Annotated in this window: 20 protein-coding genes; 6 read left to right on the forward strand and 14 right to left on the reverse strand. The window is 43.4% G+C overall.

What is annotated here, in order from left to right; all coding sequences use genetic code 11:
• The first annotated feature begins 15 nt into the window (after window positions 1-15).
• Window positions 16-795: a potassium channel family protein gene (locus BN1765_RS16840; protein WP_050616202.1), complete on the forward strand. Its 780-nt coding sequence runs from the start codon at window positions 16-18 to the stop codon at window positions 793-795.
• A gap of 22 nt (window positions 796-817) precedes the next feature.
• On the opposite strand, the gene BN1765_RS16845 is transcribed toward BN1765_RS16840, so the two are convergent.
• The 4 genes from BN1765_RS16845 to BN1765_RS16870 all read right to left on the reverse strand — a co-directional run bounded on the left by BN1765_RS16845 (window position 818) and on the right by BN1765_RS16870 (window position 5,307).
• A complete protein-coding gene (locus BN1765_RS16845) occupies window positions 818-1,222 on the reverse strand; it encodes a YugN-like family protein (protein WP_050616203.1) in 405 nt (134 codons plus the stop codon).
• Window positions 1,223-1,324: 102 nt separating this feature from the next.
• Window positions 1,325-2,245: a hypothetical protein gene (locus BN1765_RS20170; protein WP_147554222.1), complete on the reverse strand. Its 921-nt coding sequence runs from the start codon at window positions 2,243-2,245 to the stop codon at window positions 1,325-1,327.
• A gap of 220 nt (window positions 2,246-2,465) precedes the next feature.
• Window positions 2,466-3,815 carry a glucose-6-phosphate isomerase gene (locus BN1765_RS16860; RefSeq protein WP_050616206.1) on the reverse strand — a complete coding sequence of 450 codons (1,350 nt, stop codon included), beginning with the start codon at window positions 3,813-3,815 and terminating at the stop codon, window positions 2,466-2,468.
• A gap of 328 nt (window positions 3,816-4,143) precedes the next feature.
• Window positions 4,144-5,307 (reverse strand): iron-containing alcohol dehydrogenase, encoded by a 1,164-nt coding sequence (locus tag BN1765_RS16870; RefSeq protein ID WP_050616208.1) that lies wholly within the window; start codon window positions 5,305-5,307, stop codon window positions 4,144-4,146.
• 135 nt (window positions 5,308-5,442) lie between these two features.
• On the opposite strand from BN1765_RS16870, the gene BN1765_RS16875 reads away from it, so the two are divergent.
• Window positions 5,443-5,676 carry a DUF378 domain-containing protein gene (locus tag BN1765_RS16875; RefSeq protein WP_050616209.1) on the forward strand — a complete coding sequence of 78 codons (234 nt, stop codon included), beginning with the start codon at window positions 5,443-5,445 and terminating at the stop codon, window positions 5,674-5,676.
• 143 nt (window positions 5,677-5,819) lie between these two features.
• Here the strand turns inward: BN1765_RS16875 and BN1765_RS16880 are convergent, their stop codons facing one another.
• Together BN1765_RS16880 and yugI are read right to left on the reverse strand one after the other, a co-directional pair.
• Window positions 5,820-7,106 carry a Glu/Leu/Phe/Val family dehydrogenase gene (locus BN1765_RS16880; protein ID WP_050616210.1) on the reverse strand — a complete coding sequence of 429 codons (1,287 nt, stop codon included), beginning with the start codon at window positions 7,104-7,106 and terminating at the stop codon, window positions 5,820-5,822.
• A 590-nt stretch (window positions 7,107-7,696) separates the two neighbouring features.
• Window positions 7,697-8,095, reverse strand: a complete 399-nt coding sequence (gene yugI, locus BN1765_RS16885; protein ID WP_050616211.1) for a S1 domain-containing post-transcriptional regulator GSP13 — start codon at window positions 8,093-8,095, stop codon at window positions 7,697-7,699.
• 267 nt (window positions 8,096-8,362) lie between these two features.
• Between yugI and BN1765_RS16890 the strand changes: the two genes are divergently transcribed.
• Window positions 8,363-8,578, forward strand: coding sequence for a helix-turn-helix domain-containing protein (locus BN1765_RS16890; protein WP_050616212.1), 216 nt, complete (start codon window positions 8,363-8,365; stop codon window positions 8,576-8,578).
• Between the two features lie 50 nt (window positions 8,579-8,628).
• On the opposite strand, the gene BN1765_RS16895 is transcribed toward BN1765_RS16890, so the two are convergent.
• The 3 genes from BN1765_RS16895 to BN1765_RS16905 all read right to left on the reverse strand — a co-directional run bounded on the left by BN1765_RS16895 (window position 8,629) and on the right by BN1765_RS16905 (window position 11,745).
• Window positions 8,629-9,813: an MFS transporter gene (locus BN1765_RS16895; RefSeq protein WP_050616213.1), complete on the reverse strand. Its 1,185-nt coding sequence runs from the start codon at window positions 9,811-9,813 to the stop codon at window positions 8,629-8,631.
• A gap of 268 nt (window positions 9,814-10,081) precedes the next feature.
• Window positions 10,082-11,248, reverse strand: a complete 1,167-nt coding sequence (locus tag BN1765_RS16900; protein ID WP_050616214.1) for an aminotransferase — start codon at window positions 11,246-11,248, stop codon at window positions 10,082-10,084.
• Entirely contained in the window at window positions 11,245-11,745 is a 501-nt protein-coding gene (locus tag BN1765_RS16905; RefSeq protein ID WP_050616215.1) for an Lrp/AsnC family transcriptional regulator, read from the reverse strand. Before BN1765_RS16905 ends, BN1765_RS16900 begins: the two co-directional genes overlap by 4 nt.
• 495 nt (window positions 11,746-12,240) lie before the next feature.
• On the opposite strand from BN1765_RS16905, the gene BN1765_RS16910 reads away from it, so the two are divergent.
• A complete protein-coding gene (locus BN1765_RS16910) occupies window positions 12,241-13,416 on the forward strand; it encodes a MalY/PatB family protein (RefSeq protein WP_050616216.1) in 1,176 nt (391 codons plus the stop codon).
• A 75-nt stretch (window positions 13,417-13,491) separates the two neighbouring features.
• On the opposite strand, the gene BN1765_RS16915 is transcribed toward BN1765_RS16910, so the two are convergent.
• The 3 genes from BN1765_RS16915 to BN1765_RS16925 form a co-directional block, all read right to left on the reverse strand.
• The gene (locus BN1765_RS16915) at window positions 13,492-14,016 is read right to left on the reverse strand and encodes a superoxide dismutase family protein (RefSeq protein ID WP_050616217.1); all 525 of its coding nucleotides are present in this window, start codon (window positions 14,014-14,016) and stop codon (window positions 13,492-13,494) included.
• Between the two features lie 66 nt (window positions 14,017-14,082).
• On the reverse strand, window positions 14,083-14,298 hold the full coding sequence (locus BN1765_RS16920) for a hypothetical protein (protein WP_050616218.1): 216 nt from the start codon (window positions 14,296-14,298) through the stop codon (window positions 14,083-14,085).
• A gap of 94 nt (window positions 14,299-14,392) precedes the next feature.
• Entirely contained in the window at window positions 14,393-15,124 is a 732-nt protein-coding gene (locus tag BN1765_RS16925) for a peptidylprolyl isomerase (protein WP_050616219.1), read from the reverse strand.
• A 205-nt stretch (window positions 15,125-15,329) separates the two neighbouring features.
• On the opposite strand from BN1765_RS16925, the gene BN1765_RS16930 reads away from it, so the two are divergent.
• Window positions 15,330-15,710, forward strand: a complete 381-nt coding sequence (locus BN1765_RS16930) for a kinase-associated lipoprotein KapB (RefSeq protein WP_050616220.1) — start codon at window positions 15,330-15,332, stop codon at window positions 15,708-15,710.
• 52 nt (window positions 15,711-15,762) lie between these two features.
• Here the strand turns inward: BN1765_RS16930 and kapD are convergent, their stop codons facing one another.
• Window positions 15,763-16,386 carry a 3'-5' exonuclease KapD gene (gene kapD / locus BN1765_RS16935; RefSeq protein WP_082195510.1) on the reverse strand — a complete coding sequence of 208 codons (624 nt, stop codon included), beginning with the start codon at window positions 16,384-16,386 and terminating at the stop codon, window positions 15,763-15,765.
• Between the two features lie 322 nt (window positions 16,387-16,708).
• On the opposite strand from kapD, the gene BN1765_RS16940 reads away from it, so the two are divergent.
• Window positions 16,709-18,565 (forward strand): transglycosylase domain-containing protein, encoded by a 1,857-nt coding sequence (locus BN1765_RS16940; RefSeq protein ID WP_050616222.1) that lies wholly within the window; start codon window positions 16,709-16,711, stop codon window positions 18,563-18,565.
• A 103-nt stretch (window positions 18,566-18,668) separates the two neighbouring features.
• Here the strand turns inward: BN1765_RS16940 and BN1765_RS16945 are convergent, their stop codons facing one another.
• Window positions 18,669-19,220: a DUF5366 family protein gene (locus tag BN1765_RS16945; protein WP_230199545.1), complete on the reverse strand. Its 552-nt coding sequence runs from the start codon at window positions 19,218-19,220 to the stop codon at window positions 18,669-18,671.
• Window positions 19,221-19,452: the final 232 nt, after the last annotated feature.

Below are 19,452 nucleotides of genomic sequence, written 5' to 3' on the forward strand. Positions count from 1 at the left end.
GATAAGGTGAGAGGGATGAACCATCATTTTAGAGCCTTCTTTTCAAAAATTCCCCGTCTTGGCCGGCTTATCATCATCGTCTTTTTATTGGTCAGTTTTTTTGGCATTGCGATCACTTTGATTGAGCCCTTTACTTTCCCAACACTTCTGGACGGCATATGGTGGGCGATCATCACCACTTCCACTGTAGGATACGGTGACTTTGTGCCGAAAACGCCATCCGGCAAAATCATAGGAATGATGCTGATTCTAACTGGTGCAGGCTTTGTTACATCTTATTTCGCTGTATTAGCTAAATCGGCAGTTCAATCGGAGGAAAGTTTTTTGCGCGGTACACAAGCTTTTAATGGCGAAGGACATTACATCATTGTCGGCTGGAACGAACGGTCGAAAAATATAATCGCATCCTTGCGAAAAAAAAAGGATAAAACCCCGATTGTACTTATCGACCAATCCTTAAAAAAGCATCCCGATACTCAGTTCAGGTTCCATTTCCTCCATGGAAAAGCGACTGAGGATGAAGTTTTAAAACACGCCTGTATACAAAACGCAAAAAAAATATTGATAACCGCTGATTTCAGGCAGCGTGAATTCCAGACTGATATGTTTTCCATTCTGACGTTGATTGCCTGCAAAGGATTGAATCCATCGATCTATGCATGCATAGAGATTCTGACTGCAGAACAAGTCGAGAATGCCAAACGGGCAGGGGCAGATGAGATTATCCAAACAAATGTTTTTGCCGGTGAACGCATGGTGCAATTATTAACAGGAGAAGAGCCCACGTGTCAATAAAACCGCTACACGCAGGCTATTTTTACAGCAGGAGGCGCTCCAGTTCCTGCACCAAAGCTTTCCCCAAAATGACATATTCATCTTGCACAGTAGCATCCTTTTCTATTGGCTCGGCAAATTGATTGAAAACTGCCGTCAGAGTGCTTGGTTTCGAATAACTCCCATCAATGCCGGGCTGGTATTGATGCGCAAGTATGAACGGAGTGCCAAGGCGGACAGAAGCGCCTTTTTCATCCAAGTCACATTGGTAAGCATAGATAGGAAGCCGAAGAAACGTATAGCCGGGAAGATCCGCTATTTTATAATCAAAATACCCATGGTCATACTCCCAATTCCCGCCAAGGGTATATCCAAGCGCCCGCAAACAAGTTTCCAGAGAAGCCAAGGCAAATGTTTTACCAGTCAATCTTGTCGGAATTTCTATCATTTTGATTCACTCCTCGGCTTTAGGTTTTCCCTGTCTCCGGCATATAATCTTGTATTTCTTCCCAAAATAAAAAAACCCGCCTATAGCGGGGGAGGCTTCACTTTACTCTCCTATATTTAAACCTGTTGGAGTGCCGGTAAATCCATTGTCCATATTCAAACCATCGTCTAATGACAAACTGTTCAAAGCCGGCAAGGAACGTGTCTTCAGAATTTCTTTCACTACTAGAGATGAGCCTCCATACGCAGCAGTAGATGTGTTTTCTGTTAAGGACACAGCACTGCAGCGAACAGTCACAACATCTCCTTTATTCAGAAAACGATGAATAGATTTAGTTAATGTGGAAACTGTATTTCCTACAGTATCGCTGGAGATTGTTACGGTGCTAATTGGGTCAAGAATATCATTCACATAGATGCTGCATGAGATCAAATCTGGAGTACCTACAGCTGGCAGGGCTGTAGTGAATAAGCTGACGGTCAAGGAGAATGAAAGATCATAGATACCTGATGAGATGACAGTAAGGGAATTGGATGCAGGGTTAGGGATGGTGCCCAAGAAAGGGCCCACTTGTGGAAAATCAACGATCGTTCCCTGTGAGATTGAGTTAGGTAAGGCGGCTAGCGCTACTGCCGGAACAAGAGGATTAGCTGCCGAGTTATAGAGCGATCCGAATGCCATATTGGCCTGCATTCTGCTTTCTCTGTCTCCGCCGGAAAATGAGCTGCTGTTTTCTGAATGATTGTTTGATCCGCTTGAACTGCTTTCAGAACGTTTTGATGAACTGCTTGGAGATTCACGGTGGGAGCTACTGTCATAGCTAGGACTGCTGTCATAGCTGCAGCTGCTGTCATAGCTAGAACTGCTGTCATAGTTAGAACTGCTATCGTAACTAGAACTGCAGCAATAACTAGAACTGCTGAAATAGCTAGAACTGCTGAAATAGCTGCAAGAATCTACACGATATTTCTTTTTTCGGCAACGACATGGGCTGAATTCGCAGTAACAATTTTTAAACGACATGTCATCTTCTCCTTTAGTTGGATTTATTATATATATAATGTCATTCCAAGAAAGTCGTTTGTACAAACACCTAGATACACAAAAATAGGCAAAGGCATTTAATAGCACTGAAGCCATATAGTATGGATGAAAAAACAAAAAAAGCATGGCTGGCGCCACCTCTATAAAAAGGTTGGCCAATCAGCCATGCTTGCATTTTATGATTCGTATTTAAACACTTTTATTTTAAGCGTTTTTCAAGCTCTGCTTTCTTCTCTTCAAAACCAGGTTTGCCAAGAAGGGCGAACATATTTACTTTATACGCTTCGACTCCTGGCTGGTCAAATGGGTTGACGCCAAGTAGGTAGCCGCTTATAGCACATGCTTTTTCGAAGAAGTACACTAGGTAACCGAATGTATAGGCATCCATTGCCGGGATTGTAACGACCAAGTTCGGTACTCCGCCGTCTGTATGAGCAAGAAGAGTTCCTTGGAATGCTTTGTTATTCACAAAGTCAACTGTTTGTCCTGCAAGATAGTTCAATCCGTCTCCATCATTCTCTTCAAGTTCAATTGTCAATTCATGGCGAGCCTTGTCGACTTTAACGATTGTTTCGAACAAGTCACGGCGTCCTTCTTGCACATATTGACCTAAAGAGTGTAGATCTGTAGAGAAGTTTGCGGAAGAAGGATAGATGCCTTTTTGGTCTTTCCCTTCACTTTCACCGAATAATTGTTTCCACCACTCAGAGAAATACTGAAGGCCTGGCTCATAGTTGATCAACATTTCGATTGTATACCCTTTGTTATACAATACGTTGCGGACAGTTGCATATTGATAAGCAATATTCTTCTCAAGGTCTGGTGTGCTGAAGTCATTTTGCGCCGCTTTTGCTCCGTCCATGATCGCCTGGATGTCAGCTCCAGTTACAGCGATTGGCAATAACCCTACAGCTGTCAGGACAGAAAAGCGTCCGCCGATGTCATCTGCAATGACGAAGGTTTCATAGCCTTCTTCATCAGCCACTGACTTAAGCGCTCCACGTGCTTTATCTGTAGTTGCATAAATGCGCGTACGGGCTTCTTCTTTTCCATATTTATCTTCCAATAGTTTGCGGAAAATACGGAAAGCAAGTGCCGGCTCCGTTGTAGTGCCTGATTTAGAAATAACATTGATTGAGAAGTCTTTGTCCTTAAGCAGATCCATCAAGTCTGTTATATAAGTGGAACTGATATTGTTTCCTACGAAAACAACTTGTGGTGTCTTTCTTTGTTCTTTTGTCAACGCGTTGTAAAAGCTGTGCTGAAGCATTTCGATTGCGGCACGCGCACCCAGGTAAGAACCGCCGATCCCGATCACCAATAGGATATCAGAATCGCTTTGGATTTTCTTTGCGGCTTTTTGGATACGGGAGAATTCTTCTTTATCGTAAGAGGTAGGAAGGTCGATCCAACCTAGGAAGTCGTTCCCTGCCCCGGTTCCTTCATGCAATGCCTGATGAGCGGCAGCCACTGCGCTTTTCAAATATGTAATTTCATGCTCACCAAAAAAAGTTAGCGCTGTTGAATAATCAAAACCAATATGTGTCATATCTTTGCCTCCAATTTTCAATTTACATCTTCCACTTTAACGAAACCGCTTTAGATAATCAAGACAACCTGGCATAATTCCAGTCTCTTACTATTGTTTCGTAACATAATTGTCGTTATACGCAATCACTAGAAAATAGAATAATGCTTTTTTTCGTATCCAGGCATAAAAAAAACAACCTTCCCAGGTCGTTTTTTTCATTCTAACTGGCGTGAAGACTCCCCACATGGGAAATAAAGCGGGAGAGAAAACGGCAGCAAGAACTAAAATTGGTTCAACTACTGATCGGTGGGGAAAGAATAAAAACCCCACCAATCAAATTTCCACTTTATAAAGATGCTTTTAGGATAGCTGTGACGTCTTCGCTGTTCAACTTTTTGAAATTGCCGAACTCGCCTTTCGCCATTGCTTTTTCTGTTATTAAAGGAATGGAATCTTCGCCTATGTTGTAATCTGCCAAACGTGACGGCGCTCCAAGGCTCTTCCAGAATTCCCGCAGCTTTTCAATTCCTTCACGGGCAATTTCCTCATTGCTTTTGCCTGCTGGATCGACTCCCCATACACGCACAGCCAATTGTACAAAACGCTCGATCCGTTCATGCATTGTATGCTCCATCCAATTAGGGAACAGGATCGCCAAGCCACCTGCATGAGGGATGTCATGGACGGCCGATACGGCATGCTCAATATTGTGTGTGGCCCAATCGGATGCGACACCCATTGATAAATAACCATTCAAGGCAATAGTGCCTGAATAAAGGATGGTTTCCCGCAGTTCATAATTATTCAAGTCTTCAATTAACTTAGGAGCTGTTTCAATGACCGTCTGCAATACTCCTTCACACATGCGGTCCTGCAATGGCGAATTCTCTGTTTGATGGAAATATTGTTCATATACATGCGACATCATGTCGACCATGCCATAAATAGTCTGGTTCAATGGAACCGAAAATGTATTCTGCGGATCAAGAATTGAAAAAGCCGGATATGTTAAAGGGCTTCCCCAAGAGTATTTTTCTTTTGTTTCCAGGTTTGTGATGACAGAACCTGAATTCATTTCAGAGCCGGTCGCTGCAATTGTCAACACTGTCCCGAAAGGAAGGGCTTCCTTCACCTGTACTTTTTTCAGGACGATATCCCAGGCATCGCCTTCATATTTAGCGCCTGCCACAATTGCTTTTGTACAATCAATAACACTACCGCCGCCGATTGCCAAGACAAACTCTATGCCTTCTTTTTTACAGATATCAACGCCTTTGCGGACAGAAGAGATTCTTGGGTTCGGTTCGACTCCGGATAGCTCAAATATTTCGGCGTTCAGTTCTTTCAGTATGCCAGTCACTTGGTCATAAAGGCCGTTTTTCTTGATGCTTCCCCCACCATATACAATTAATATTTTTGTTCCATAATTAGGAACTTCATTTTTCAATTGTTGGACTGAGTCCTTGCCAAATATTAATTTGACGGGATTTCTATATGTAAAAGAATTCATTGTTCATCGCCTCCATTTTCATTTCAACATATATCTCCTATGATGGCAAATAATACGGCGCCCGCTGCGTGTATACTTTTGGTTTTTCTACTCAAGCTATAAAGGTGAAATATCTTTTCTTAAGGAGGTAACCCCATGAGCGGAATTCAACGCACTGCACTTGTTCTCACTATTATCGGCGCCATCAATTGGGGACTTATTGGCTTCTTCCAGTTTGACCTTGTAGCTGCCATTTTCGGAGGTCAAGGAAGCGCCTTTTCCCGGATTATCTATGGCATAGTCGGTATTGCCGGCTTAGTGAATCTCGGGCTTCTTTTCAAGCCAAACGAACAATTGGAATCCAATCCGGAAACAAAACCTGTCCGTTAAGAGCTAAAAATTTTCCCATCAAAAAACCGCCCATCACCCTGGGCGGTTTTTTTCCTTTTGCTATTTCAACAGGCTATAATCGGGCGTTTATCCATTTGGCAGGTCAAAGTGCCAGCAAGAAGACGATTCGTTTCACTTTATTATTATACCCATCCTCTGAACTTGGAAGCTTCAGCCATTCTGCGGGCGCCGATCATATAAGCCGCCAATCGCATATCGATGCTTCTTGCCTGTGATAATTGATGTACATTATTGAACGCCTGAACGAGAACCTTTTCCAGCTTTTCGTTTACTTCTTCTTCGGTCCAGTAATAACCTTGGTTGTTTTGGACCCATTCAAAATAGGATACCGTTACACCGCCGGCACTGGCCAAGACGTCCGGCACCAGTAAAATGCCGCGGTCCGTCAGGATTTTTGTCGCTTCCAGCGTAGTCGGTCCGTTTGCCGCTTCCACCACAATTGGCGCTTTGATTGCGTGTGCATTATGGGCTGTAATCTGATTGGAAATAGCTGCCGGCACTAAAATATCGCATTCCATTTCCAATAATTCTTCATTTGTTATCGTGTTTTCAAATAAAGTCGTGACTGTCCCAAAGCTGTCCCGGCGGTCTAATAAATAATCTATATCCAAGCCTTTGCGGTCATAAAGCGCTCCATATGCATCGGAAATGCCGACTACCTTAGCACCCGCCTCGTGCATGAACTTAGCCAGAAAGCTGCCGGCATTGCCGAATCCCTGAACAATGACGCGCGCTCCTTTAAGCTCTAATCCTTTTTGCTTCGCCGCTTCTCTGATACAAATGGTCACTCCCTGTGCAGTTGCTTTTTCACGCCCCTGTGAACCGCCGAGCACAAGCGGTTTACCTGTAATGAAACCAGGTGAATCATACTCTCTAAGATGACTGTATTCATCCATCATCCAAGCCATGATTTGTGAGTTCGTATATACATCCGGAGCCGGGATATCTTTGGTAGGTCCAACAATTTGAGAGATGGCTCGAACATACGCACGGCTCAGTCTTTCAAGCTCACCCATAGACATAGTGCGGGGATCGCATATGATTCCGCCTTTTCCGCCGCCATAGGGCAGATTCACAATGCCGCACTTCAAGCTCATCCACATGGACAGCGCCTTCACTTCCTCTTCATCCACTTCTGGATGGAATCGCACGCCACCCTTTGTAGGGCCTACAGCATCATTATGCTGGGCACGATAGCCAGTGAAGACCTTAATGCTGCCATCATCCATGCGCACAGGCATCCGCACTGTCAGCATGCGCAGCGGCTCCTTCAGCAATTCATACATTTCATCCGAAAAGCCCAGTTTGCTTAACGCTTCATGAATGACGATTTGTGTAGAGGTCAAAAGATTCGTTGCTTCTTCCTGGTTCGCTTTTTGTTGGTTTCGTTTTACCGCAGTTGCTCCCATTTGTTAACTCTTCTCCTTTGTTTCGCTAGTACTTTTTTTGATATGCAACAGCCCAATCAAATTCCTCTTTTGTCAGGGGCTGTGCAAGGCGTATAGACATTTCTTGGCCAAATTGATGCCCCGCACTTCTTTAATCGGCAGATTTCTAATTTTGTTCAGCTCGTTTATCAGATAACTGAAAGAATCACGCATTGAACCTTCCACAACGGGCATCTTATGCTTCCGAACTGATACTCGGCAGAGAATGAGACAGTTGCCAGTCATTTTTCGCCAATGATTTTCTCCCGCTTTCGCCTTCTTTCATTCTGAGTTGTCATCACCTTACCGGCAATGATCATCTTGTTCATGCTTTAGCATTACCATTAAGAAACATGTATCGACCGCACCATTAGTAAAGCGCTTTCAAAAATATTTCTTAAAAATTTGTAAATCATACCATTAAGATAACATACAATTCAAAAAAGAAAAGGAAAATGCCTTATTTTCTTTCTGTTTTTTTCGAAGCATAGCGGTGGTTCTACTGTTTGTTACAATGTTAGCTAATGGCATAAAAAGGCCGGCGAAATGATTCGCCGGCCTTTTTAGCAAGATTATTTTTTGATAAGATCTTGACGATCTGATTGCTCGATCCATTCTTGAAGCTTATCTTTAAGTGTGTTGAATCCTTCTTCAGGAGCGGAAGTAGAAACAACAGCGGCTTGACGCTTTTTAGCTGGTGCTTTAGTACGTTCTTGTTGTGCTGGCGCTTCTTGAGTAGCACGGATTGATAAGCTGATTTTGCCTGCTTTTTCATCAACTGAAAGAACTTTTACTTGTACTTCATCGCCAATTTTAAGATAGTCGTTTACATCTTTAACATAACCGTGTGTTACTTCTGAAATGTGGACTAATCCTTGTGTATTCTCATCAAGTGCAACGAACGCACCATAAGGCTGAATTCCTTTAACTGTACCTGTTAAAACTGAACCTACTTCATACTTTGTAGACATATAAACACTCCTATATTGCTTCATTATTTTTAGTCATTTTTACACAATTATATATTATAGCATAGGAACTGTCTTTTTACAAAAAGCTCCCTTGCCAAATTCTTTTCTTTAGATGTTTCCTAAACATGCAATTTATAAACACGCACACGGAATGTTCACTTTTCTTTCTCCATTGGCATTTTTTCACTGGTATACTTTAATTATCGAAATAATGGAACAAACAAAAAGATTTGATAGACAGGTTTCCAAAAAAAAGGGGGTGGGATAATGTCTGAGATTGGCCGTAAAATTTATAAATACCGCGAAGAAAAAGCAATCAGCGTACAGGAATTAGCATTAAAAGTACGGTGCGGCACCAAGACCATTGAAGAATATGAAAAGGGAACCCTAATCCCTAATGTGCAGACACTGATGAAATTATCCACGGCTTTGGATGTGCCGGCAACCGAACTGGCAGACGCACAATACCACAAAACCATTTAGGCAAAAAAAGCCGCCAGCAAACGATTGCCCGATGCTGGCGGCTTTTAACGTTATTGCAGCTCCTGTTGCTTGGTTTCGGTCCCCAATACCATCACAGCTAGTGCCCCGATCAATATAGCTACGCAAAAAATAAGAAATATACTGCTTGTAGAAGTACCCTTTGCCACTAGAGAGCCGATCAACAATGGGCCGAAAATCCCGCCAAAACGGCCGGCACCTGCAGCCATGCCCGATCCAGCCCCCCGCATGATGCCCGGATATTGCTCCGGCGTATATGCATATAGAGCACCCCAAGCTCCGAGATTAAAGAATGACAGAAACGCTCCCGAAATGACCAATACATTCAAGGAATCTGCATTTCCAAAGAAATAGGCGCTTATGGCGGTTCCGACCAAATAGACGATCAGCACAAATTTCCTGCCGGCTTTCTCAATCAACCAGGCAACCGAAAAATAACCAGGCAGCTGCGCTAGTGTCATGATGAGGACATACTCAAAACTTTTGATTAAGCTATATCCTTTCATAACCATGACGCTCGGCAGCCAAAGAAACATGCCATAGTATGAAAAGACCACACAAAACCATAGGATCCATAGCATGGCTGTTTTCTTTCTGTATGGTTTACCCCACACTTCAACCACTTGGGTAAAGATGCTGACCTTTCTTTTTTCTGCTTTTTGAAATTGCGGTGAATCCGGGAGGCCCATCCGTAAATATAGAGCATAAAACGCCGGGATTGTACAAATCATCATGGCAGCACGCCATCCATAAGACGGGATGACAAAATAGGAAAGGAGCGCAGCAAGAATCCAGCCTCCTGCCCAAAAACTTTCCAGCAGCACGATAATCCGTCCTCTTTCATGGGCAGCCACTGTTTCGGAAACGAGCGTGGAGGCAACAGGCAACTCACCGCCAAGCCCCATGCCAATTAAAAACCTTAAACATAAAAATAAACCAAAGGACGTTGCAAGAGCGGATAATCCGCTTCCAATAGAAAAAAGCAATAAAGTGATAATAAATACCGTTTTTCGTCCTTTTCTGTCTGCCATCAGACCGAATAAAAACGCGCCAACCATCATCCCAATGGAATTGATGCTGCCGGCAAACCCGATTTGCCCGGCCGACAGCCCCCATTCTTTCGCTAGAGCAGCAAGCACAAAGGAGAGGATTCCTACATCCATGGCGTCGAACATCCAGCCAAGGCCGGCAATCCCCAATAACTTTTTCTGCGTCATCTTTTCTCTCCCCTACCCTTTTTTGTATATAGACTCACATTTGATGTATAGAATAATAAATAGGGGGCCATACTGATAAAGGAAGGCTTTCTACTAATCCTTTTGATTAGTAAAGAAAACAATCAGCTTTGTTGCCATGTACCCCCAAACATGACAATAGGCGTTGTTTTCAAGTATTCCCCCCTTTTAACGGACAAAACAGCCACTGTTTTGTCCGTTTTTTTTGCCATCAAAAACGGCAATCCGGCCTTATCTTTAATTGGCGCTCTTAGCGATAGTTCTCGAGGAACCTGCCAATCCGTTTGACCGCCTCCTGTAACTGCTCCAACGATGAAGCATAGGAAGCGCGGACATGCCCTTCACCGCTGCTACCGAATACATTACCGGGCACTACAGCCACTTTTTCCTCTATAAGGAGCTTTTCTGCAAATTGCTCGGATGTCAAACCTGTACTTTCAATAGAGGGAAATGCATAAAAAGCGCCCCCCGGTGTATGGCAGTCCAAACCAAGTTCATTAAATGAATGGACAATATAATTGCGGCGCGCACGATAGCTGTTACGCATGTCCTCGACATCCTGCATGCCATTTTTTAAGGCTTCCAGCGCAGCAAACTGTGACATAGAAGGTGCACACATCATCGCGTATTGATGGATTTTAAGCATTGCTTCACTCCACACTCGCGGCGCACAGACAAAACCGAGCCTCCAGCCCGTCATGGCAAAACCTTTAGAGAAGCCATTGATCACAATTGTACGTTCTCTCATATTAGGCATGCTTGCAAAACTTGTGAACGGCTCATCATAGGCTAGTTCCGCATAGATTTCGTCCGACAATACAACCAGGTCATGCTTAATAATTACTTCTGATAATTCACGAAGATCACTACCGGCCAATTGTGTGCCGGTCGGATTGTTTGGTGAACAGATTAATAGTGCCTTTGTCCGATTCGTGATGGCCTCTTCAAGCTCTGCAGCCGTCAATTTAAACCCGTTTTCTTTCTTAGTCGATAAACGGACCGGCACACCTCCAGCGAGCTCTACGAGTGGTGCGTATGCGACAAAGGATGGTTCTACCACTATAACTTCATCGCCTGGGTTAATAATGGCACGCAGCGCAATATCAAGTGCTTGGCTGGCTCCGACAGTCACGATGATTTCATGCCCAGGATCGTAATGAAGCCCGAATGAATTGTTCATATATTTTGAAATTTCATTCCTCAATTCCAGTAAACCTGCATTGGCCGTGTAAGAAGTAAAACCTTGCTCCAATGAAGCAATGGCTGCCTCCCTTGCCGACCACGAAGTCACAAAATCCGGTTCGCCGACGCCTAGAGAAACGACGCCTTCCATAGTCGCTGCTAAATCAAAAAACTTACGTATGCCTGACGGCTTCATTTCCTGGACGGTTCTCGATAAGTATTTCGTCCCACTCATGGTGATACCACAATCCTTTTGTCTTCATCGCCCTGCTCAAAAATCGTTCCATCATGTTTGTATTTTTTCAATATAAAATGAGTGGTTGTTGAAATGACAGAATCCAGCGTTGACAGCTTATCTGATACAAAGCTCGCTACTTCATTCATTGTTTTCCCTTCAATCGTAACGGACAAATCATAAGCGCCCGACATCAAATAGACGGATTGGACTTCTTTGAACCGATAGATTCGCTTGGCCACCTCATCAAAGCCGACGCCCCGCTTTGGAGTCACCTTTACATCAATCATCGCTGTCACTCCATGGTGCTCATCTACTTTTGCCCAGTTGATGATTGTCATATAGCGTACGATGACTTTCATATCCTCTAATTTCTTGAGAGTTGCTTCCAACTCCGATTCAGTAATGTCGACCATTTTCGCCAAATCTGCCGTTTCCAGCCGACCATTATTCTCAATGAGCTGCAATGCCCGCAATTCCGTTGTGTTTAAGTGCATAAATACCCTCCTAGTGAGATATGCTTATTAGAAAAAATTACTAATAGTCTATTATTTTTACAAACATATAACTAACCGATTAGTGTGGAAACATTCCTATTATAGCAAGTTTCAAAATAGATGATAATGGATTTTTTTAGCGGAGTGGCTGATTTCTTTCTATGTTCCTAGCTAGAACTTCCGCCGATCAGGCGCGTTGAACAAAGTTCTTACTGGCGCTTGACCTTCCATTCCCTCCTCGTGTTAAGTATGGGACAGCTAGAATGAATCGAAATGCTCAAATATTCAAAATAAACAGGCACCCCTTTTTCTTATCCGCTACAATAGAAGAATGAGGTCCCGGCCTGGCTGTTTCTTTGATTATTCAATCGATTAATAGGGAAGGGAATACTGAGGAATTGCTCTTTGGGAATAGTTCATAGGATAGCTGGCAAATGACCGGGAACACCCTTGTTCTTGTTCCCGACAAATATAAACATAGAAGGTGAAGGAATAATGAGTGATTGGAATTTTGATGAAGAAATAAACAGAAGGAATACAGCTTCTCTTAAATGGGACTTTGCCGACGAACGTTTCGGCGGTTCTGAGTTATTGCCGATGTGGGTGGCGGATACTGATTTCGCCTCTCCCCAAGAAATCACAGATGCACTCGTAAAACGTGCCCAGCACCCCGTATACGGATATACAGGGGCGACAAAAGAAGTATATGACAGCGTTATCCACTGGTTAAAAGATGTATATGGTTGGAATGTATCCAAGCAAGCCATCTCTTTCAGCCCGGGAGTGGTTTCCGGCTTCACGATGAGCATCCTGGCCCTCTCTGAGCCTGGGGACAAAATATTGATTCATACACCTGTCTACACGCCCTTTTTCGATACGGTCAAAAATAATAACCGCGAACTCGTGACAAGCCCGTTAACCTATACAAACGGCAAGCTTAAGATCAATTTCGAGGATTTGGAAGCAAAATTAAAAGATGGCGTCAAAATCTTGCTGTTGTGCAGCCCGCATAATCCAGGAGGCATTGTCTGGAGCGCTTCTGACCTGCAGCAAATCGGAGAGCTATGCGTTAAATACGATGTGATTATTCTCTCCGATGAAATCCATGCAGATCTTTGCCTGCCCGGTGCTAAACATTATCCAATCGCTTCATTGGGCAAAGAGATTGCCAAAAGAACCGTTACCTTCATGGCGCCGAGCAAAACATTCAATGTAGCCGGCATCCAGGCTTCCATCATCATTTGTGAAAACGAAGAGTTATTGGCCGCCATAGATGCAACACAGCACAGACTTGCTTTTCACGGATTGAATCTGTTCGCATTCGAAGTAATCAAAGCTGCTTACACGAGCGGAAAACCGTGGCTTGATGCGTTGGTTGTTTATTTACAGCAACATGCCGAAACCGTCCAAGCATTCTTCGCGGAAAAAATGCCGGATATTAAAGTCCTCGCTCCCCAAGCTTCCTATCTGGTATGGATTGACTGCAGAGCCTTAGGCCTTTCTGATGAAGAATTGCAAACACGTTTAATTAAAAAAGGCAAAATCGCGGTTTCGCCAGGGAAAAGCTATGGGCCTGGCGGAGAGGGGTTTATTAGGCTAAACATAGGCTGCACCACCAAAACATTAAACGATGGACTCCAAAGAATCTATGCTGCTTTAAAGGCAGACTGACAACCCTTTGTTGCTTCAGAAAGACCCAAAAGCACCGCCTCCTATCCGGAATGGCGATGCTTTTTTTTACGAAACTTATTTAGCTTTCTTTTCTTTGCTGACTACCCCGCATGCAATCCGCTCACCGGAATCGCCGGCGGGCTGGGTCATACCGTTATCCTGCTTGCTATGTATAACGATGCTTGTTCCATCCCGCGTCAACAGGCTATTCCGATTACTCTTAAGTGTTGCTTCCGATTGAAGCGTCACTTTAGCCTTTCCTTTATCATCGACGGTAATATTGGGCAGATCACCGATATGGGCGCCCTTTTCATTCATTAAGCCATGTTCCTTGCTATCGGGATTGAAATGATCGCCGGCCGATTTAAAATCAGGGGCTTTGCATGAACCCTTATTATGAAAATGGATTGCATGGTTCCCTGGCGGCAGGCCTTCAAGATCAATATCCACCTCCAAGCCTTTGCTTTGCTGGGCAAGCTTGATATCCCCCAATTGATCTCCAGATCGATTATACATTTTAACGGTTAGATTTGTAGGTTTTTTCTCTGCACAGCCCGCTAATAATATCATGATACAAGCCAAGAACAATGCTATTCTCATTACAGATGCCTCCATCAGACAATTTAATGGTTATTTTGCCCAAGGAAGCATCTTTTATACCATGGACTACCTATTGCTGTGCTTTGTTTCGGTCTCGATTAAAGTCTGTTCAATCTCTTTCATGTTGGCTTCTTCCTTTCTCGAATGCCTGATGATTAAGATCATTGTCACGATGGCTGCGGCCAAAAAAAGAGCGAATGTAATGCCTGCAGGTATATACTCACGCTTATCTTTAGGAAAATAAAGAAACAGGCCAATTACACTGTTAGTAAAGAAACTCACGGAAAACGCATCCTTTCTTATCCTGTTATTACATATTATAACAGTTTTAAAAATAGAGCGCATTGACGTTCATAAAGCTTGTTACAAGGTTTCATTATTTTGCTTTTTGAACGATCTCTATACTTTTAATCACAACATCCTTTTTTGGCTTGTCATCCTGACCGACGTCCATTTGGGCGATTGCATCCACTGTTTCCATCCCCTCTACCACTTGTCCGAAGACGGTATGATGCTGATCCAGATAAGGGGTGCCTCCTTGGTCCTGGTACGCTTTAATAATTGGCTCAGGATAACCGGCTTCTTTCATCTTGGAAACCCAAGAATCATCTATGGCAGGAGCCTGTACAATAAAGAACTGACTGCCATTCGTATTTGGCCCTGCATTAGCCATCGACAGTGCTCCCCTCACGTTGAACAGCTTGTCGGAAAACTCATCCTCAAACGGCTTGCCCCAGATGCTCTCACCACCCGTACCGTTCCCTTTAGGGTCTCCGCCCTGGATCATAAAGTCATTGATCACACGATGGAAGGTAAGCCCGTTATAATAGCCATCTTCTGCATGCTTCATAAAATTTTCGACCGTTTTTGGTGCGTATGCAGGAAATAATTTAATCTTGATATCGCCATTGTTCAAATGCATGATGACTACGTCCTCGTCCTCCGAAATACCAGAGAACTGAGGGTAGCCCTCCAAGTTTGCCGGTGCGGCTTGTTCCTGCTTAGAACTGTTCTTTTCCGCTTCTTTTTTAGGCTCACTTTTATCCTTGGTACAGCCGGCTAGGACCAGTAAAAGGCCAATGAGCACTATGTAAACTTTTTTCTTCATCCTTTTTTCCTCCTTCAAACACCCTCAGATAGGGAATCTCTATCGCCATAATAGATGAACATCCCCCCTTCCCACAAGCTATATTTTCCATTTTCGTCCTCCGTTTCTCCTTTTTAGCAATGAAACTCTTAAAAATTGCCATTCATCTCCTTGTTTTTGTATGATAAAGGAATAATGGAATGGAAGAAGAGAGGATGGTAAATCAATGTCTGAACTGCAAGTAGGTTCTACTGTCACAGTACTGAATAAAACAGGCAAATACATAGGGGAGATCACCGCAGTGACTGAACAAAGTTACTTGGTTAGAATTGCTGCTGTCCTGAAACACCCGATGCAGGGCGACTTGCATAACCCAAAGCAAGTGGATGTCGCAATGTTCCATATCCGCAAAGCTCTTGCCTACCGCGAACAGATCAACGCCCCAAAAAATCTTGTAAAGCCCTATGACGGTGAAGTGCCTGACTACAAAGAGTCTTTGAAAGCAGCATTTGAACAACTAAAAGATTCTCTCCAAGAAGGCAATGATGAATGGACCGCATACAGTAAGGCAGCGGCAGCAGAATTGGAGAAAGATTATTTTAAATAAGGTTATTTTCTAAAAATAAAACAGCCAAATCTTGAACAAAGATTTGGCTGTTTTATGCAAATTTATCCCATACTCCGGATATATCAATCATATCCCCTATCGTCGTAGGCTCATAATTATTCATATATTTTTTATCGTTATCCACGAGCTTACAAATATTATAGGTTGTCATCGCATCATCCAAAGCGCGGTGATGGCTGCCAACCCCATCCTTGCCATAGGCTTTTACAGCCTTCCATAGGCCCGTCTGATTCTGGTCTCCAAAAAAACGCTTGTATTCCATCGACAAATCGATAAACTCTCCCTTAAAAGGAAACGCAATATGATTGGCCTGGCAATTCTGCCTTAGGACCTTCATATCCATATTGCCCCAGGTGACAATATGGCTTGTCTTATCCTTGAGTTCACTATCCTTCAGTTGTTTAACCAATTCTTCAAAGGCAATTCCTTCATCCACCTTTTGCTGGCTGATCCCAAGGAAATTCTTGCACCGTTCGGAAAGAATGGGAAACCGTTGCGGCTTCACATAAGCAGACAATGTATGCTGTATTTCTTCATTCAACACAGAGATTAAACCGACCTCTATAATCTCCGGATAGAAGCCTTCCGTTTTCATTTTGGCTTCCGGCATCGTAAACTCAAAATCAATAAACAAATATTGCTGGTTACTCTCCAAGTTTTCCCCCTCCTGCCTGGTCATTTTAATGTACTGGTTTACTTTTAGAGTAGTATATCAGATTCTTCCTGCAAAAACCGCTATTTTATGAAAGCGGTTTTTCTCTCTTCTGCTCTTCAGCAGCGGTAAAGTGAAACTTTGACCATTGCCGCATCCGCTGATCATTTGTGGAACCAACCCGAACTCTTAACGCTAGATTGAATAGAATAAACTTGTCCATCGTACTTAAACATCCTCGCCAGAAGGCCGACAAATAAGGAAGGGATGCTTTTCTTTTAGCGTCGCCGATCCTTATTAACGCTGGTTAAAGGAGAGTCAATGGATGCGGACGTTTTTCGGCTATCTGATGGTTATACTTATGCTCCCTCTATTCATTTTGGTTGTTCAATTATTTCACGTTGAATGGGAAAATGTTATTCCCGTTACCTCAATGATTGAGGATAAAGTGCGGTTATCTGCAAATCCCTTATCTACATTGAGTATGATTAAAAGCGATGACGGTACAACGTTTTCGGCCATTTCAACCGGCGAAACAAGAATCTACCTTCCTTTCGCAAAAATTCCGCAGTTGGCTAAGGACACTTTTGTCGTTTCCGAAGACCGCTCTTTCTTTAAGCACGATGGTGTAGATGTTAGCGCTATTGCCAGGGCATTCATTGAAAACGCCAGACACAATTCCATTGAAGAAGGCGGGAGCACGATTACACAGCAATTGGCACGAAATCTTTATCTGACTCAGGAAAAAACATACAACAGGAAATTCTCGGAACTTTTATACGCCTATCAAATAGAAAAACGATATTCAAAAAATCAAATACTGGAACAATATATAAATGCAATTTATTTCGATAATAGTGTCTATGGGATAGAAGCAGCGGCACGCTATTATTTTGATACGACAGCGGGCAAACTTTCTCCTGCGCAAATCATCCTGCTTGCAGCCATACCGAATAATCCTTCTCTTTACGACCCTTTCCGTCATCCGGAACAGGCCAAACATCGCCAGGAACGGCTTATAAACCAGCTGGTCCAGCAAAACAAACTGACCAAACAACAAGGCAGTGCTATTGCAGCCTCTCCCATCCATTTAAAAAAGGGTACCATTGTCGATCTCTATCCTGACTATGCCGCCTACGTGGAAAGAGAATTCAAGCAGCTTGTCGCCGACCAAGAAGGTTTTACCCAAGCTCTGAATAGCAATGATTTGCAAATCCGGGCAAAGGCGGAAAAGAGATTGGACATACGAGTGAAGGACGTGCTGGCTTCTGGCGTTTCCATTTATACTTCGTTGGATCAAAGGATTCAAACACGGGCCCAGAATGCTTTGCAGACCTATCTCCCCGACAAAGAAACGGAAGGTGCCACTGCGGTCATATTACATGATACGCATGAGCTTGTCTCTTTGACTGGGGCAAAAGAGTATAAAAAATATTCTTTCCATCGCGGATACCAAAGTTATCGGCAGCCGGGATCGGCAATCAAGCCGCTATTGGTATACGCCCCTTACCTAGAGCTGACAGGAGCAGGAATCGATGAACTTATCAATGCAGGGCCCTTTTGCAGCAAAAGCTACTGCCCGGAAAATTACAATCATGCCCGTTATGGATATGTCACCATCAGACAGGCTTTTGCGCATTCATACAACACGCCGGCTGTTCGCCTGTTCCAGAAAGCAGGAATCCAAAAAAGTTTTGCCTATTTAAATGCCTTCCGTTTCAAGAAAATAACTGCCGCAGATTATGCCCTTCCTGCAGCAATCGGCGGTTTCACGTACGGCATGAGCCCGCTGGAATTGACCAGCGCCTATACCTCTTTCGCCGATGGTTCCTATCAGCAGCCTGTCGCGATCAAGTATGTGAAGGATTCTTCTGGCCATACCCTTTATTCTTGGCATAAACCAAGGACGCGTGTTTGGTCCGATAAGACACTGCAAAAAATGCGGACCCTTTTACACAGTCCCATGACAGAAGGAACGGCTGTAAAAGCGAATATTCCGAGTGCCGGCTATATTGGAGGAAAAACGGGAACAACCAACGATTATAAAGATTTATGGATGGTCGGTCTGGACAAACATTATACCGCTGGCGTTTGGGTAGGAAAAGACAGCCCAGGCAGCCTTCAATATACAAAAGCGCCCCACCTGGCCGTCTGGAAAGCTATCATGTCAGAAATACATTAAAGAAGCTGTTGGATGATCTATCTTCCCCCAGCTTCTTTGGCCTGATCCAATGGCTATGATCGCCTTGTCGCATTCCGGTGCAAAGCTTGTGATATTGGCGGCTTTAAACTGGTATACTGGCAGCCAAGCCATTGTACAGCTTTAAGATGGCAAAAGCAGTCACAGTGAGCAGACTGCTCCAGAAAAGCACCAGAAAGGAAACCATGCCAAAGAGGCCTGCTGTCGTCATATAAGAACCTGCCTGATAAACAAAATAAATGAATGCCGACATGGTTGTTATGAAAAAAACAAGAGTGATCGCCAGGATAGAGAAGCTGCACAACAAAGAAGCCCCTCCTCCGAAAAGAAAGATAACCGATCCCATCCGGGCACTCTTCAATACGGCTCCTTCATGGTCTTTTGAAAAAAGCAGCATCGATAATCGGATAACTGTATCCGAAATCAGCTTTAAAGCAGCTAGTACCATGAAAAATATGAGCAAAAGCACCGTCAGTCTTATACCTCCACTTGAAAAGAAAGAAAGCAGCCCATCATATAAGCCAAATGCGACGAACTGGCGAATGGCCCATTTCTGGGCAAAAAGTGAATAGGATAAGCTGAATAACACGATTGATATAAACGGAAAATAGCCTGTGAAATATGTATTTTTCATCATTCATCCTCTTAGAGATGTTAGTATGTTGTGATTGAATTTCCACAATCAATGCCCATGCATAATAATCATTGTACCATTTCTATCCATCCCCCACTTCTTTTCCGTTCTAAAAAGATGAATGGCTCTGAGTAATTAACCAATTCCTTCTATTTAATCGACCTGCATTAGCCTTTCTTTTATCACATTTTCAACATTTTCATAAAAATTTATGGAGCTATTTTGATGTGTTTCT

This window comes from Bacillus testis (genome assembly GCF_001243895.1).
Classification (GTDB): Bacteria; Bacillota; Bacilli; order Bacillales; family DSM-1321; genus Bacillus_AD; species Bacillus_AD testis.